This window comes from Polyangium sp. 15x6, assembly GCF_029960785.1.
Lineage (GTDB): Bacteria > Myxococcota_A > Polyangia > Polyangiales > Polyangiaceae > Polyangium.
Window position 1 is genome coordinate 1 of sequence record NZ_JASBQE010000170.1, and the last position, 14,548, is coordinate 14,548.

The 14,548-nt window shown below is 68.5% G+C and carries 15 protein-coding genes; 7 read left to right on the plus strand and 8 right to left on the minus strand.

From position 1 onward, the window contains the following. A partial coding sequence (locus QHF83_RS51125) for an MYXO-CTERM sorting domain-containing protein (protein WP_282425474.1) occupies nucleotides 1–298 on the plus strand: 298 nt, incomplete at its 5' end. A gap of 63 nt (nucleotides 299–361) precedes the next feature. On the opposite strand, the gene QHF83_RS51130 is transcribed toward QHF83_RS51125, so the two are convergent. The 3 genes from QHF83_RS51130 to QHF83_RS51140 form a co-directional block, all read right to left on the minus strand. Further along, a complete protein-coding gene (locus tag QHF83_RS51130; protein ID WP_282425475.1) occupies nucleotides 362–1,561 on the minus strand; it encodes a hypothetical protein in 1,200 nt (399 codons plus the stop codon). Nucleotides 1,562–1,771: 210 nt separating this feature from the next. Next, on the minus strand, nucleotides 1,772–2,905 hold the full coding sequence (locus QHF83_RS51135; RefSeq protein WP_282425476.1) for an STAS domain-containing protein: 1,134 nt from the start codon (nucleotides 2,903–2,905) through the stop codon (nucleotides 1,772–1,774). A gap of 69 nt (nucleotides 2,906–2,974) precedes the next feature. Continuing rightward, nucleotides 2,975–3,997, minus strand: a complete 1,023-nt coding sequence (locus QHF83_RS51140; RefSeq protein WP_282425477.1) for a hypothetical protein — start codon at nucleotides 3,995–3,997, stop codon at nucleotides 2,975–2,977. Nucleotides 3,998–4,094: 97 nt separating this feature from the next. Here QHF83_RS51140 and QHF83_RS51145 point away from each other — a divergent pair, with 97 nt between their 5' ends. Further along, nucleotides 4,095–4,685, plus strand: a complete 591-nt coding sequence (locus QHF83_RS51145) for a hypothetical protein (RefSeq protein ID WP_282425478.1) — start codon at nucleotides 4,095–4,097, stop codon at nucleotides 4,683–4,685. A gap of 123 nt (nucleotides 4,686–4,808) precedes the next feature. Here the strand turns inward: QHF83_RS51145 and QHF83_RS51150 are convergent, their stop codons facing one another. Then, entirely contained in the window at nucleotides 4,809–5,789 is a 981-nt protein-coding gene (locus QHF83_RS51150) for a hypothetical protein (protein WP_282425479.1), read from the minus strand. A 494-nt stretch (nucleotides 5,790–6,283) separates the two neighbouring features. Further along, nucleotides 6,284–7,408, minus strand: a complete 1,125-nt coding sequence (locus QHF83_RS51155; RefSeq protein ID WP_282425480.1) for an endonuclease/exonuclease/phosphatase family protein — start codon at nucleotides 7,406–7,408, stop codon at nucleotides 6,284–6,286. An 80-nt stretch (nucleotides 7,409–7,488) separates the two neighbouring features. Here QHF83_RS51155 and QHF83_RS51160 point away from each other — a divergent pair, with 80 nt between their 5' ends. Then, nucleotides 7,489–8,706, plus strand: a complete 1,218-nt coding sequence (locus QHF83_RS51160; RefSeq protein ID WP_282425481.1) for an ATP-grasp domain-containing protein — start codon at nucleotides 7,489–7,491, stop codon at nucleotides 8,704–8,706. 3 nt (nucleotides 8,707–8,709) lie between these two features. Here QHF83_RS51160 and QHF83_RS51165 read toward each other — a convergent pair whose 3' ends face one another. Together QHF83_RS51165 and QHF83_RS51170 are read right to left on the minus strand one after the other, a co-directional pair. After that, the gene (locus tag QHF83_RS51165; protein ID WP_282425482.1) at nucleotides 8,710–9,645 is read right to left on the minus strand and encodes a trypsin-like serine protease; all 936 of its coding nucleotides are present in this window, start codon (nucleotides 9,643–9,645) and stop codon (nucleotides 8,710–8,712) included. 134 nt (nucleotides 9,646–9,779) lie between these two features. Then, complete coding sequence (locus tag QHF83_RS51170) at nucleotides 9,780–10,058, minus strand: hypothetical protein (RefSeq protein ID WP_282425483.1); 279 nt, start codon at nucleotides 10,056–10,058, stop codon at nucleotides 9,780–9,782. Between the two features lie 397 nt (nucleotides 10,059–10,455). Here QHF83_RS51170 and QHF83_RS51175 point away from each other — a divergent pair, with 397 nt between their 5' ends. Together QHF83_RS51175 and QHF83_RS51180 are read left to right on the plus strand one after the other, a co-directional pair. After that, complete coding sequence (locus QHF83_RS51175) at nucleotides 10,456–11,157, plus strand: hypothetical protein (RefSeq protein ID WP_282425484.1); 702 nt, start codon at nucleotides 10,456–10,458, stop codon at nucleotides 11,155–11,157. 40 nt (nucleotides 11,158–11,197) lie between these two features. Beyond that, the gene (locus QHF83_RS51180) at nucleotides 11,198–11,881 is read left to right on the plus strand and encodes a hypothetical protein (RefSeq protein WP_282425485.1); all 684 of its coding nucleotides are present in this window, start codon (nucleotides 11,198–11,200) and stop codon (nucleotides 11,879–11,881) included. Between the two features lie 309 nt (nucleotides 11,882–12,190). Here the strand turns inward: QHF83_RS51180 and QHF83_RS51185 are convergent, their stop codons facing one another. Beyond that, nucleotides 12,191–13,522, minus strand: a complete 1,332-nt coding sequence (locus tag QHF83_RS51185; protein ID WP_348980541.1) for a hemolysin family protein — start codon at nucleotides 13,520–13,522, stop codon at nucleotides 12,191–12,193. 231 nt (nucleotides 13,523–13,753) lie between these two features. Between QHF83_RS51185 and QHF83_RS51190 the strand changes: the two genes are divergently transcribed. Together QHF83_RS51190 and QHF83_RS51195 are read left to right on the plus strand one after the other, a co-directional pair. Next, complete coding sequence (locus QHF83_RS51190) at nucleotides 13,754–14,056, plus strand: hypothetical protein (protein ID WP_282425487.1); 303 nt, start codon at nucleotides 13,754–13,756, stop codon at nucleotides 14,054–14,056. A gap of 58 nt (nucleotides 14,057–14,114) precedes the next feature. Beyond that, the coding region (locus tag QHF83_RS51195; protein ID WP_282425488.1) for a response regulator at nucleotides 14,115–14,548 on the plus strand (434 nt) is incomplete at its 3' end.

The following is a 14,548-nucleotide window of genomic DNA, read 5'->3' on the forward strand; positions in this document are numbered from 1 at the left end:
CGCGGGAGCCGTCGGCGGACGCGGCGGCGCCGGCGGAAGCGGCGCCGGCGGAAGCGGCGCCGGCGGAAGCGGCGGCGACGGCGGAAGCGACGGCGCGGGCGGCGGCGCCGGCGGAAATGACGGCGGAAGCGGACCCGGCGGCGGCGCCGGCGCCACGGACGACGGCAATGGCGCCGTCCGCGGCGTCGTCAGCTGTCAATGCCGCGCGGCGGGCGCGAACGAGCGGATTCCCGGGTGGCTCGGCCTCGCCTCGCTCGCCGTCCTGGCGAGCCTCGGCGCGCGCCGCCGCCGCCGATGAACGCGGGCGGTCCGGGCCGGGGAGCTCCTTCCCCGGCCCGCGCCTGCCAGCCCTCCTCCAGCATCATTCGCAGGCGAGCGACTTCATGTCCGCCACGCGCCTCGGGAACTCGGTTTCCAGGATGAAATTCGAGATCCGCGTCTCCGGGCCGTTGCGGCTCTTGCCCACGTGCAGGAAGTTCGTGCTCGTCTCCCCCGCGTGGCAACCATTGCACGTCGCGATCGAGAACGCCTTGCGGAGGTTTTCGGCCACGCCGGGGACCTGCCAGGTGAAGGTGTTCGTCGGCACGCGGGACGATCCGCCGTTGAACGGCTCGCCCTTGAACCGGGAGCCCACCTTGTGGGTTCCATCCAGGATCTTGCGCTCGTTCTGACGCACGAAATCGGCGAGGAGCGGCGTATTGTCGTGGACGAGATCCGGCGTCAGGCCCACGCTCGCCGGCAGGAGCCTCCCCTTGGAGTTGATCTGGAATTGCCGCAGCTCCCACAGGGGCGTCGCGTCGCCGAAGGTCAGAGCGATCTCGTTCGTGCGCAGCTGATTGAGCACGCTCCCCGGCTGCATCCCTTGCCACGACTTCGCGCTCACGAATTTCTCCGTCAGCACCTCGAGCTTCGCGTTGTACTCCGGCCCGAACGGCAGCGCGCCGAGCGCGTGGAACTCGCGCGCCCAGCTCTCCGGCGTCTGCCCCCGGTTCGCCGGCAGCTTGTATTCGAAGATCATGGTGAACGGCAGGGCGCGCCCGTCGGGCCCGTGCACGTTGAACACCATGCGCCCCTCGCCCACGCCCTCGCCGACGTTCAGCTTCTTGCGTAAATCGAGCCGGTACACGATGGCGAGCAGGGACATCGGCGCCTTGGCGAGATCGTACGTCTTGCCGTCCGCGCTCTTCGCCCGCCAGGGCGCGAGCACGAGCTCTTCCATCCGCGCGCGCGCCTTGATCGTCAGCCCGTCGACGACCTGGTCCGTGAGCCACGTTTCCATGAATCCCTTGATGAACTCCTGCTGGTCGTGGCCTTTCGCCATTTCCTGGACGACGTAGCCGAACGACCATTTCCCGAGTCCGGTCGCCCGCGCGTCCTGGATCACCGATAGATCCGTGATGAAAAGCTCCTTCGCGGCATCGACGACGCAATCGGTGAGCGCCTCCTCGTTTTCCCCGATGGGCTCCGCCTCTCCGGTATCGGAGATCGGCACCTCACCGCAGCCCACCCCAAGCACGAGCGTCAGCGCGACCGTCAACAAACCATGCATGTTACGTTTCATGACTGCCCCCGCCCCTCGCGGAGAAACGCCCGGCCGTCTCGCGGGACAGAATGTCCCGGACGCGCCCCCGCGGGGTTTTATGGCCATCCGGCACGCTCGGCCTCCGAGCTTCGCGCCGAAAACCTGCTCCCTACGGAACAGCCACCAATATCATGCGCTCATGGCGAGTCGACCAGCCCCCCTCCCGCACCCCGTGCCCGGAGGGCATTTTCACGTCCGCTCGCGCCGCGCCGCCTCGATTCCGTCGCGCAAGCTCCGGAGCAGGAGAATCCCCTCGAGATCCACATTCGCGTGGACCAACGTCCGCGCGAGCTTCGACGTGATGCCCGTGGCGATGGGGCGCGCCCCGAGCAGGCGAATCGCACGTCCGAGGCGCGCCACCTGCTCGGCCGTCTCCGCCGTGAGCGCGTCCGCTCCGGTCAGATCCAGGATCACGTGCTCCGCGCCCCGCGCCGAGACGGCTTTGAGAATTCGACCTTCCATCTCCAGCGCGCGCGCGGAATCGAGCACCCCGATGATCGGCAGCGCGATCGTGCGCGACGAGACCTCGATCACGGGCGCCGAGAGGGCCAGGATCTCCTGCTTCTGCCGCTCCACGATTGCGAGCGTCCCCCGGAGCTGCTCCGCGAGCTGCCCTTCCTCGGCCGCGCGCCGCTCCGCCCCGCGCCGCGCCGTCTCGTCGGTGTGGTGCACGAGGATCACCGTCTTGCCCGTCGCCGGGTCCGGCAGCGTGCGCGCCTCGACCGCGTGCCAGCGCTCGCCCGCTTCCGTGTGCACGGCCGTCTCCAGCGAAAACACCTCGCCCGCTCGCGTCGCCGAGAGCAGCGCCTCCGGAATCACGTCGTCCGGAAAGCGCGCGCGAAATGGCGCGGCGACCCCGAACGCGCGTTGCGCCGCCGGGTTTTGCAGGACAATCTCCCCTGCCATGTCGAGGAGCGTCACCATCACCGACGTGTGCCGCAGCGCCTCGATGCTCCGCACGAGATCCGGGCTCGGCGCCTGCTCTTTCACGACCGCCTGGATGAGCACGCCCGTCCGGCCGTCGTCGAGCGGCACGCCCGTCATGAAGAGCTTCATCGTCACGGGCTCGCCCTTCGGATACAGCGTCCATTCTTCCTCGGCCGTCCGCCCCACGCGGAAACCGTCGATGTATCCACGCATCCGCGACCGCGTCGACTCCGACATATCGGAGTAATCGCGCGCGTAGAGCTCTTCCGGGGTGCTGGCGCGCCAGAGCTCGAGGGCGGGCTTGTTCGCCCAGCGCTGGCGGAAAAAGTCGAGATCGAACACCCAGGTAGGGATCGGTGAGGATTCGAGGGCGGCGAGCCGTTCGTGAAGCTTCATGGGTCGGGCGTCGACGGGCGACGCAGCACGTCGCAGGAGACCTCGTTTAGGACGGAACCAGCGCGGTGTCTACCCCGCCCGCGGCCCCTCACCCAGGCCCGGCTCACGTTGTTCCACGGGCAAACCCGCAATCTCGCGAAGCACGAGCGGAAAGAAGCTCTCGTTATCCATCGCCCCCGGCGCGCTCCCCGGGTAGCGGCGCTCCATCGAGCGCGTTCCACGCATCGGATCGATCCGGCGGATCACGACCGTGCCGCCTTTCACGTGGATCTGATCCACCTCGACCGCGCTCCATCGCTCCGCGCGATCGCCGTCGAAAAGCTCAATGAATCCGCGCCCAATCCGCGCCCGACGTGAAAGATCCCGCGCGTCCCGCCCGATCTCGAGGGCGCCGTGGGATTCCACGTCCTCGCGCGCCTTCCGGAGCAGCCACTCGTTCCAGGCGCGCTCGGCCGCCACGGCGAACAAGTAATCCTGGTGCTCCGGCCGCGCCCCGGCCGTGGGCTGCTCGCCCTCGTAGAAACCGTGGATCCGGAACGCCGCGAAGGCGCCGCGGCGCCCCACCCAGCGCAGATCGAATTCGACGCGGTTCATCTCGCCTTTCTGGCGGGTGCGCACGACCTTTACCAGCGCGCGCGCGTCCTCGAATCGGAGCACCACGCGCGGCAGCGGATCACCCCACGTATGCCGCGCGAGTCCGTCCTTGCCCACGTACGTGCACGACGCGACCGGGCCATTCACCTGCCACGCGATCGGCGCCGCGAACCACGCCCCCACCGCGGCCGCGACGACCGTCAGCGCCGTGGCGATCGCCTCCGTGAGCGGCGAGCCGACGCCGAGCTGCCGGAGCAGCCACACGAACATCCCGATGGGCACGAGCGAGACCACGCCCACGGCAACCGCGCTGAACGCCACGAGCACGGACGTCCGCGCGACCCGCAGGGAAAGCGTCACCGGCTTTTCGCCGGCCTGCATGGTGCTTCCGACCGAACGAACGTCCCCGATCTCCGGCGGGGGCAGGGCGAACACCCGCAGCCCGTCGGCCAGGCGATCCCCCGCGTGTGACGTCGCCCGTGGCGCGATCCGTGTCATGCCGTCCCGCGTCGAGGATATCCTTTTCAGCCGCGGGCCGCGAGCCCGACGTTTTCCGCCTTTGCTTCGCCAGCCTCCCGGATTACGCTCTCTCCGCGTGTCGGGCCACCAGAGATCCTTCGGCGCGGATCGCATCGGCGCATGGGCATACGCGAATGGCTTCGCGTGGAACCCGTTCCCCGGGGAGAGCTGGTTCCGCCAGTGGGAGCCGCACGACAACATCGCGCCCCCGGGCCAGTTCCTCCACTCGGTCACGCGAACGACGCCGCACGGCCCGTACGTGCTCGTCGAACCCTGGTACGCTCCGGACTTCGAGACCGAGCCGCTCGAACGAACCATCTTCGCCTACGCCGCGCACCCGAACCTCATGCGCCGCGCGGCCATGCGCGTCGGCGAGCACTTCGTGACGCGCGTCGCTTACCTCGAAAGCGCGCCGCCGCCGAAGATCCAGATCGGCGACCCACGCTGGGATCAGCACGTCACGACCTTCGCCGCCTCGCCTGCCGAGGCCGCCGCCGCGTTCCCCCCGCGCCTGCGCTCGATGCTCGCGAGCTGGGGTTTCCAGGGGCACCTGGAGATGCGTCCCGGCGGCCTCGTGCTCTTCATGGCGGGCCTGCGCCCCATGGCCGAGCATTACCAGCGCTTGCTCGGCGCGGCGCGCGAGGTGCTGCACGCGGCCCTGGGCTAGCAGCCCCGTGGAATCTTCGTCGCGAGCGCCCCGAAGCCAGGGCGACGGAGCGAGGAATCCTGCAGGATTTCGAGCGATGTCGACCGACGATTCGGGGCGCGCAGCAGATGAGTCCACGGGCTGCTAAAAGACGAACGGCACGTCGACCTGCACGATCTTGTACTCGAGGCCTCCGCCCGAGAATCCAGTCGGCAGATCGAGCCCCATCGTCAAGGAGACCGCGGGGCGCAGCCACATCTTGTCGTTCAGCTTGAAGTGCCCGCGGGGCCCGATGCCGAGCGTCCAGTTTTCGATCCGCGTGGGATCCGTGCCCTTCTCGATGGTCCCGTTCGAGACCCAGAGCTGGTAGCGGAGCTCGGTGCCGATGGAGAGCTGGGGAATCACGAACCACCCGAAATGCAGGCCCGCGGTGAGGTTCGTCCGGGCCGCGTCCTTGTCGAGCTCGGCGCCGCGCACGCGGAGGAGCTGGAGGAGCGTCACCTCGGCCTGGAGCGTGAGCCCGTTCGCGATGTACCCGATGCCCGCGCCGACGATCGGGGTCATGTAGTTGATCTGGAAGAGCGCGTTGTCCATCGAGGCGCGCGCATAGATGCCGTCGAGGTTCGCCGTGCGGGTCGCCATGTCGGGGGTGTCGCCGCCGCCCGTGCCCACAGGGATCGTAGTGGCGGCGAACAGGCCCACCTTCCACGACTCGCCGAGCGGAATCGAGTAGAGCGCGCCGATCGCGGGGTTGATGAACGAAGTGGCCTTCGTGCCCTCGGGCCCCTCCGTCTCGCTGTGGATCATACCGAGCCGTACGATCGCGGCGAGGTTCGGCAGGATCTTGTAGCTCCCGAGCAGGAGCAACGGGACCGTGGTCTTCGTCTTCGAGAACGCAAACGTCGCGTCGAGGCGAACGACGTTCCCCGCAGTCACCGGCCGGAGCATGAAGGGCAACGAGTACGGCGCCGGAGTCTTTTTCGCCGCGAGATCCGGCGCGGCAGGCGGGGCCTCCGCCGGCGGGGTCTCCGCGCGCGCCGGAAGGCCAGACGCGAGGCCGCCGAACGCGAGCCCTACCCCAACGAAACGTGACAGCCAGCGACGAACCCCAATTCCGTTTTTCAAGACCCTACCCTCTCCTCTCCGATCCCAACGTATCCGAGAGCAAGCAGCAGGTGCGAAAAAATCCGAGGCACCTTCGTGCGCAGCTTGGCGTGCCAGACCAAACCATAATGTTCGACACACCTCTCCCTCACGGGAGCTGAGGATCTCATCGGGGAGGCGCCGCGCCGGGGCGCTGCCCCGGACCCCGCGGGGGCTGTTCGCCCCTCGACCCGAACCAGGGCAAGCCCTGGACTCGGGATGGAAGAACTGCGCGGTGCGCAGTTCTTCCACCGGCCGGTGACAAGACCAGAGACAGCGTTGCCAGTAGCAATGGCGGCGCGGCGGTCTTGATTGGCAAGGTCGTCGCCGGTCTTTCCTCGGCCCGGTCGATGAACTGCGCATCGCGCAGTTCATCGACCCAAGGTCCAGCGCTTGCGCTGGTCCGGGTCCAGGGGCGGATAGCCCCGGTGGGGCCTGGGGCAAAGCCCCAGCGCAGCGGCTCCCGGACGCGATCCTCAATCCCAGCGATACACGCCCACGATCCCTGCGTGATCACTCACCCGTGGATGCAGCCCGTCCTCGGGCCCTTCGCCGTCGAACACCCGGGCGAATGCCTCGATTCGCGCTGCGCGCCGGCCTGCCGAGGCTCGGAGCATCTGGTAATCGATCCGGCTCGTCAGCGACTTCTCTCCGAACGTGGGCCACACGTTCCGCGTGGCCATTCCCACGTCGGTATATCCTCGCTCCACGAACGATGCGACTTGCCGATCCTCGGGGCTTCCATTGAGATCACCCGCGAAGAGCGTCGCCACGTGATCGCCTGCTGGCAGCCGGGCGACGTCGGCGAGCAGCCGCGTGACCTGCGTTCCGCCGTCCGATCCCCATGACACGTGCGTCGTTCCCACCCGGAGCTTCATCCCCTTCACGGTCGTCCGCCCGATCAGCGCGATGCGGGCGAGCGGGCCCTCGCTGAGTTGCGAGACCGTCACGTCCTCGATCGGCCCTGACGACAGGATCGACAGCCCCTCGCGGTACACGTCGAACCCGACGTGGGCCTCTCTCCACACGTGCTCCCAGCGCCGCCGCGTGAACCGCTCGAGATGCTCTTGCAGGAGCCGCCCCGCGTTTGGCTCGGCCGGGTTCGACACGTGCTCGCCGACCTCCTGCAACAGCAGCACGTCGAGCTCCATCGCTGCCACCCCGAACGCGATCCGCTCGATCTTCGCGATCGAATCGTTCACCACCAAGCCCTCCCTGAGCCCCCGCTCCTGGTAGGTGTGCAGGTTCAACGAGAGCACCCGGATCGCCGCGGGATCCCCGAGATTTCGCCCTCCCACGACGAACGCCGAGTTCCGGCCTCCGAGACCGTCGTCGACATCGAGCGGGTTTGCCGGGTCCGCCGTCCACCTTCCATCCACGACGAGCTTGTACGCGTGGACTCCGCGGGGCAGCGGCCGCGTCGTCAGCGCCCAGAGATCCGTGCCTTCGCGCTTCACCAGCGGGATCGGGTCCCTGCCCCAGCCGGTGAAGTCGCCGGCCACGAGCACGCTCGAGGCGCGTTCGTCGCGGTAGGCGAACGTCACCGAACCATCGGGCGCCACGCGACAGCCGGGAGAAGAGACCACCTCGGAGCGGGTCATCGCCACCTTCGGTTATGCTTGCGCGATCGGGGTGTCAAAAGGATTTCCGGGGCGGGCCTCTCGCCTGTAGTCTGCCGGCCATGCGCAACGTGGTCTTCGTCCTGCCGTTCGTCACGGAGGGCGCCCTCAGGTTCGTCTCCGGGACTGCGAACGTGCCCGGCGTTCGCCTCGGCATCCTCGCTCAAGATCCTGCCGACAAGCTCCCGCCTTCCGTCAAGGACCGCATCTCGGGCCACTGGCAGGTGCAAAATGCCTTCGATCCGCGCCAGATCGCCGAAGGCGTCCAGGGGATCGCCGGGCAGATGGGGCCCATCGATCGCCTCATCGGCTCGCTCGAACCCCTCCAGGAGCCGCTCGCCGAGGTCCGCGCCGCCCTTGGCCTGCCTGGCATGTCGCCCGAGGTCGCGCGGAACTTCCGCGACAAGGCCGTCATGAAGACCATCTTCGAGAGCAAGGGCGTCCCCTGCGCGCGCCACCGCCTCGCCCACCGCCGCGAAGAGGCCCTCGACTTCATCGCCGAGGTCGGCCTCCCGGTCGTCGTCAAGCCCCCGGCCGGCGCTTGCTCCGTCGACACGTTCCGCCTCGAGACGCAGGGCGACCTCGACGCGTACCTCGCGCGGATGGCAGCGGAGGGCGGCCCCGTCCTCTTCGAGGAGTTTTTACGAGGCGAGGAGCATTCGCTCGACGCCGTGACCGTCGACGGCCGCATGGTCTGGTATTCGATCTCGAAGTACTGGCCGTCACCGCTCACGGTCATGGAAAACCCGTGGATGCAATGGTGCGTCCTGTCCCCGCGGCACGTGGACGTCCCGGCCTACGAGCGCGTCCGCGAGACCGGCGAAAACGCGGTCCGCGCGCTCGGGCTCACGACGGGCCTCACGCACATGGAATGGTTCCAGCGGCCCGACGGCAGCGTGGCCGTCTCGGAGATCGGCGCGCGCCCGCCCGGCGCGCATTTCATGACGCTGCTCTCGCACGCGCACGACGTCGATTTCCACCATGCCTGGGCGAAGCTCATGGTGGACGACACGTTCGAGGTGCCGGAGCGGAAATACGCCGTGGGCGCGGCGTATCTACGCGGCGCGGGGACGGGCCGGGTCAAGGCGGTGCACGGGATCGCCGAGGCGAACGCGGAGATCGGCTCGCTCGTGGTCGAGGCGCGCCTGCCCACGCCGGGGCAGCAGCAGGGCAATGCCTACGACGGCGTGGGATTCGTGATGCTGCGGCACGAGGACACGGAGCTCGTCGCGCGGGCGCTAAAGCGGACGGTGGAGATCCTGCGCGTCGAGCTCGAATAGCGCTTACAACCCGCCGCCCGGACCGTTCGGCACCACGAGGACCCGGTCGTTCTGCGGGATGACGGAGTCGATCCAGCTCGCCACGTATCCCGTGATGACGGCATTCGTCCTCACGGTCTGGGTGCCGACCTTGGTGATCGAGCTGGTGATGGCGAGCAGGGTGCTCGTGTTCCGCGCGCCGGTGTTGAAGTAGCACGGTCCACCCGCGTCACCGTGCGTCATGGTCTGGCCGGCCGCGTTCGGGAGGATCGCCTGGTAATACCCTCCCTCGAAGTACGTGTCGGCCGTATTGAACACGCCATGGCTCGGCGTGAATCCGCTCGCGCTGCCGCTTCCATCGCAGACCATGCTGGAGGGCGCGATGGCGAACGTGGGATAATAGCTGGTGATCATGTACCCGGAGCTCGTCGCGTTGACGGGGATCGGGACACCCGCAGGCGACTTCCAGCAGAAGTCCGGCGCATACGCGCAGTCGTCGCTGTACGAGTTGAGGGGCGTCGCGAGCCGGAGCAGGGCCACGTCGGGGACGCCGAGGGGCGGCGCGCTCGTCGAGGCCGCGTAAGGCGCGAACGCCGGATGCGGGACGATCTGATCGATGGAGCCTGCGAACGGGGCGAAGGCGCTCGGGAACAGCATCCCGTTCTCGTCGTACACGCAATGCGCGGACGTGAGCAGCCACTTCGTGGTCAGCGCGACGGCGGTGCAGCCAGTCTCCGGGGTGCCGGGGCCGTGATTGAAGACCACCGAGAAAGAAGCTTTCTTGGCGAAACCGGGCGTACCATTCACGATCTCCTGCTCGGCGACGTCGACGGGCTCGTCGAGCGCGTCGCTCTCCTCGACGCTCTCCGCGACGCAGCCTGAAACGGCGAAGGCGCCGGCGAGGGTCGCGAGCATCGAGAGGGTCTTCATCGTGAGGCTCTTGGCATGGTGCGTATTCATGGGGATCGTCCTCCATCGAGGTCGTCGTTCGGCGGAGCGAAGCGCCACATGCGCCGCTCTCCGCGACCTTCGAGAGGACAGTTGCGCGCCCCCGGATGTGTGAACGATTTTTTTTCAGCACCCGCGCGCGCGGATCACGGGCATCCCTTCCAGACGCCAAAGGCCTGGCAACTCGAGGTGCCGCAGCCCGGAGGTCCGGAGTCGTACTTGATCGGCTCGCCGGCGAACCGGGCGTAATCGCCGTTCGGGCACACGGGTACGTCGCTACGGTGCCCGGCGCCGACCACCTCCTGCGTCGAGGTCTTCACGAGCACGTACGACCGGGTCTGCGCCTCCCAGTCTCCCGGCTGGTAGATGTAAAGCGTCCGGTCGCAGGACGCGTACTCTTTGATGCCGCCGTTCTCGGGCGTCATGACCGGGCAGGCCCCCTCCTCCGCGCAGTAGCACTCGAGCGAGGGGTCACACGCGGCGCAGCCGCCGCCGTTATCGCCGCCGGAACCGCCGGATCCGGAGCCACCGGATCCGGAGCCGCCGGCCCCGCCCAGATCCGACTGCGAGCACCGTTGCGCATCCCGCCCATCATGTTCATCGTTCCGCGCGCCCTCAGGACCACGTGGTTCGCGCCGCACGGCGCGGACATGCCAAACGGGGCCTTTGCCCGAGGTACGGGGCAGCGAGATTGTCATCGTTCTCGGCCGCCGCGACGGTCCGCTCCGCACGTCCGCGCGGAGTCTCCTCGGTTTGACTTTCCCCCTTCGAAGTCCATGCTCCGGCCCGCTGCAGTGCATTGCTGCGCGCAAAGGGGGAATCATGCGCTTGTCACGCATCCGCGCCGCCGCTCCGGGCGTCGCGTTTTCCAGACGGGTCGCCACGTCAATGCTTTGTCGTGGCCTGCTGGCCGCCGCCATTGCACTTGGCCTCGCGACACCCTCGGCCTCTGCCCTCCCGGACAAAAAGCTCGAAGAGCTGCTCGGATCTCTGTGGCGCACGGTGCTCGAGACGCCGCTCCCCGAGAACCCACTCACAGGGGGCGATCCCTGCGTCGACCTTGGGGGCGTAACCGCGCCCATCGCGCCCCTGGGAACTCCCGAGCTCACGTGCACGGTGAAGCCCGGTACGAAGTTATTCGTCCTCGCGATTACCGTCGAGTGCAGCGCGACCGAACTCGGAGATCCCGAAGCGACGGAAGAGGAGCTGCTGGCGTGTGCCGAGGAGATGGCTGCCGCGGCTGGATTCGGACCGCAGGTGGTCACCGTCGACGGGCAGACCGTGTCATTGCGTGTGATCGAGACGGGACCCGTGGATTATGCCTTGCCCGCGGACAACATCCTCGGTGAAACGGATCCAGACCTGCTCTCGGGACAATTCGTGGCCCTCGGCTTGGGCACGCGCTTGCCTCCCCTGCCACCCGGAGAGCACGAGATCACCATCGACACCGATGGCGACGGGGACATCGACAACACGACCACGATCATCGTCGAACCCAGCGGGTCGCCCAACGGCCCCCCTTGACACCCGCAACGTCCCATCGGTAGCATCCTCGCTTACAGCCATGGCGAAGAATACCTACCAGACGTACACGCAGGAAACCCCCGTCGACATCTACCGGGGCGACTTCCTGCGCCGCGGGGCCATGTGTGCGGCGCTCGCGGTGCGTCATCCGGGGCTCGAGGAGGTCAGCGTCGAGGCGAATTCGATCGTCGCGCAAATCGACGCGCGCCGCGCGGCGCTGCAGAGCGCCGAAGATGATCAGGTCCGCGCGCGCGCCCTCGAGGACATCGAGAAGCTCGACGTCGTCGATGTGTATACCGAGATGCGCCGCACGATGTCGGCCAAGAGCTACGACGTCGCAAAGCTCCTGCCCGACGCGCCTTCCACCTTGCGCCGCCTGGGCACCAGCAATTTCACGGACCGCGCGAACGAGGCCGTCTCCAACCTGCGGGTGCTGCCCGAAAACGATCCGATCCGCGTGGCGTTCCTCGAGAGGCTCGAAAAGGAGCTCACCGAGTTCCGCAGCGCCGACAAGGCCGAGGACCAGACGCGCGTGGCGCTCCAGAGCGGGCGGATGGCATTGACGCTTTACAAGTCCGAGCTCTCGCAAGCCCGAGAGGCGCAGCTCGGCACGATCCAGAGCATCCTCAAGGATCGGGAGAAGACCGCGCTCTTCACGCTCCCCTGGCGCAAGCCGGCCCGGAGCGCCGAGGAGGAGACGGCCGAGGAGACGGACACGCCCTGACATCCGGCCGATGTGCGGATCGCAGGTCCGACGTCCGACGAGCTTGCCGGCGATGACGCGGAGGCCTCGTCAGGCGTCCGAGCGTCGGTTCGTGATGCCGCGGAGGCGTACTCAGGCGGCTGCGTAGCCTTCCGCGGGAAGGCCGGAAGCCTCCTCACCCGGTTGAGGCGCCCTCCGCGGGCATGCGGGAAGATGCTCGGGCGGCTGAGGAGACGGGCCGCGTCCCCGCAGAGCGCGGCTCAGGCGCCCGAGTCCACGTCCGCGGGATCGCGGCAAGGCGACGCAGGCGCCTGAGGAGCCGGATGTCCGTCAGCGCTCCTCGTGCGAGGGCCCAGGCGGCGTGATCCGCACCTTTTTCACGTGCCTGGGCGTGGCCTCGACGACCTCGATCCTCGTCCCATCCGGCACCGTGAGCCGCGTCCCGGCCGCGGGGATGCTGCGAGCGAGGTCGAGGACGAGCCCCGCGATCGTCGAAAAGCCTTCGCCGACCGGCAAATCGAGCCCGAGCTCGCGGTTCACGTCGTGCACGGGCGCGCTCCCGAGGACGAGGAACGTCCCGTCGGGCTCGCGCCGCACGAGCTCCGGGGCATGCGCTTCGTGTTCGCCGAAGACGTCGCCCACGAGCTCCTCGACGAGGTCTTCCAGCGTGACGATGCCGCTCGTGACGCCGAGCTCGTCCACCACGATGGCAATCTGCGTGCGGCTTTTTTTCATGGCGTCGAGCAAGGAGACCGCGCGCATGCTCTCGCCGACGAAGGAAGGCGGTCGCAGGACGTCCTTCACGCGGAGCGAAACGTCCCCGGTCGCCCGAATGAAAACGTCCTTCACGTTCACGTAGCCGATGACGTGATCGAGGTCCCCCTCGTAGACCGGCATCCGCGTGTGTCCGTGCTCGGCGACGACACGGCGCACGTCGTCGAGGGTCGCATCGTGCGGCAGGCTCACCACGCGCGGGCGCGGGACCATGACCTGCACGGCGGACAGATCCGGCAAGTCGAGGGCGCGGGCCGCGATCTCGCCCGCGCTCGGGTGGACGGAGCCAGCCTTGGCAGCCTCCCCGACGAGCTGCTGCAGCTCGGCCGGCGAGAGCCGCGCCTCGGTGAAGGTGGTCTTGTCCCCGAACAGGCGAAGCACGACGTTCGAGCTCGCCGTCAAGAACCAGACGAGCGGGCGCGTGAGCCAAGAGAGGCCGAGCAGCGGCCTGCCGATGACGAGCGCATACGTCTCCGCATATCGCAGCGCGAGCGACTTGGGCACGAGCTCGCCGAGGACGAGCGAGAGGTACGAGATCAACGCGACCACGAGGCCGAGCGCGATGGCGTCCGCATGGTCCGCCAAAATGGGGACGCGCCGAAAGAGAGGCGCGAGGTCCTCCGCGAACGTAGCGCCGCCGAACGCGCCCGCGAGCGCGCCGATGACGGTGATGCCAATCTGCACCGTGGCGAGGAACCGCTCGGGATCATCCCGAAGAGCTTTTACAGCGCGGGCGCGCGTGCTCTTTTCGGCGACGAGCTGATCGAGCCGGGAGCCGCGCAGGGCCACGACGGCAATCTCGGCGCCGGCGAGGATGCCGTTCACCAGCACGAGCGCGAGGATGACGAGGAGCTCGGTGACGATGGCTGCCTCCTTCGGGGAGACGATCCATCCCACACCTGGGCGCTCGATGCCCGGGGGCGTCGCGCCGGGGTTTCACCCCGGACCCGAGCAGGGGCTGTCCGCCCCTGCACCCGGACCAGGCACGGCCTGGACCGAGGGTGCAAAAACCGCGCGATGCGCGGTTTTTGCAAAGGGTCGCGTCGAGGCTGGGGACGATTTCGTCCGTCGGAATCGCTGCGCTGTCGTCTGGAACGAACACGGTGGCATACTCGCGCAATGACGAATTCGATTCTTCTTTCTCTTGCCGCGCTCGCCCTCGCCACGACCCTGGCCGGCTGCTTCCTGGGGGACTCCACATCCATCGAAGAAGCCGCGATACGCGCCGCGCGGATCGACTTCAACTGCGACACCTTCGACGTGACGCCGGGCCTGACGTCCATGCCCGCAGGCGGAGAGGTCGACGCGGATCGCCAGGACGTCCTCGTGAGCGGGTGCGGCCGTTCGGCCATCTATGCGTGCTCCAGGAGCGAATACACGCGCGACTGGTACTGCTCCCTGACCGATCAAGTTCCCGGCTGAGCGGCGCCGCGCCCCTTCTGGGTTGAACCCTTCCCCGAGCGGCGCGATACCTCCCCGCATGCCGCACATCCTGATCGTCGAGGACGAGCCCGCGATCGCCGAGTCCCTCGCGTACGCCCTTCGCCGCGACGGCTTCGGCGTCACCATCGCCGGCACCCTCGCCGGCGCCGAGCGCTCCCTCGACGTCGCCTCCCTCGTCCTGCTCGACCTCATGCTCCCGGACGGCAGCGGCTTCGACCTCATCGGCAAGGTCCGCAGGAGCGGCCTCGGCACGCCCATCATCGTCCTCACGAGCCGCGACGACGAGGCCGACCGCGTCGCCGCCCTCGAGACCGGCGCCGACGACTACGTGACAAAACCCTTCTCCACCCGCGAGATCGTCGCCCGCGTCCGCGCCGTCCTCCGCCGCGTCGCCCCGCCCGCCCCCCTCGGCACCGCGCCCCCGCCCGCGCCAGTCGCCGCGGTCGCCGCCGCGCCCGTCGCCGCGCCCGC

Coding starts and splice junctions, on each gene's coding strand:
- QHF83_RS51180 (WP_282425485.1), top strand. CDS start 11,198: ATGGCGAAGAATACCTACCAGACGTACACGCAGGAAACCCCCGTCGAC.
- QHF83_RS51190 (WP_282425487.1), top strand. CDS start 13,754: ATGACGAATTCGATTCTTCTTTCTCTTGCCGCGCTCGCCCTCGCCACG.
- QHF83_RS51175 (WP_282425484.1), top strand. CDS start 10,456: ATGCGCTTGTCACGCATCCGCGCCGCCGCTCCGGGCGTCGCGTTTTCC.
- QHF83_RS51165 (WP_282425482.1), bottom strand. CDS start 9,645: ATGAATACGCACCATGCCAAGAGCCTCACGATGAAGACCCTCTCGATG.
- QHF83_RS51140 (WP_282425477.1), bottom strand. CDS start 3,997: ATGACACGGATCGCGCCACGGGCGACGTCACACGCGGGGGATCGCCTG.
- QHF83_RS51160 (WP_282425481.1), top strand. CDS start 7,489: ATGCGCAACGTGGTCTTCGTCCTGCCGTTCGTCACGGAGGGCGCCCTC.
- QHF83_RS51170 (WP_282425483.1), bottom strand. CDS start 10,058: ATGACGCCCGAGAACGGCGGCATCAAAGAGTACGCGTCCTGCGACCGG.
- QHF83_RS51155 (WP_282425480.1), bottom strand. CDS start 7,408: ATGACCCGCTCCGAGGTGGTCTCTTCTCCCGGCTGTCGCGTGGCGCCC.
- QHF83_RS51130 (WP_282425475.1), bottom strand. CDS start 1,561: ATGAAACGTAACATGCATGGTTTGTTGACGGTCGCGCTGACGCTCGTG.
- QHF83_RS51135 (WP_282425476.1), bottom strand. CDS start 2,905: ATGAAGCTTCACGAACGGCTCGCCGCCCTCGAATCCTCACCGATCCCT.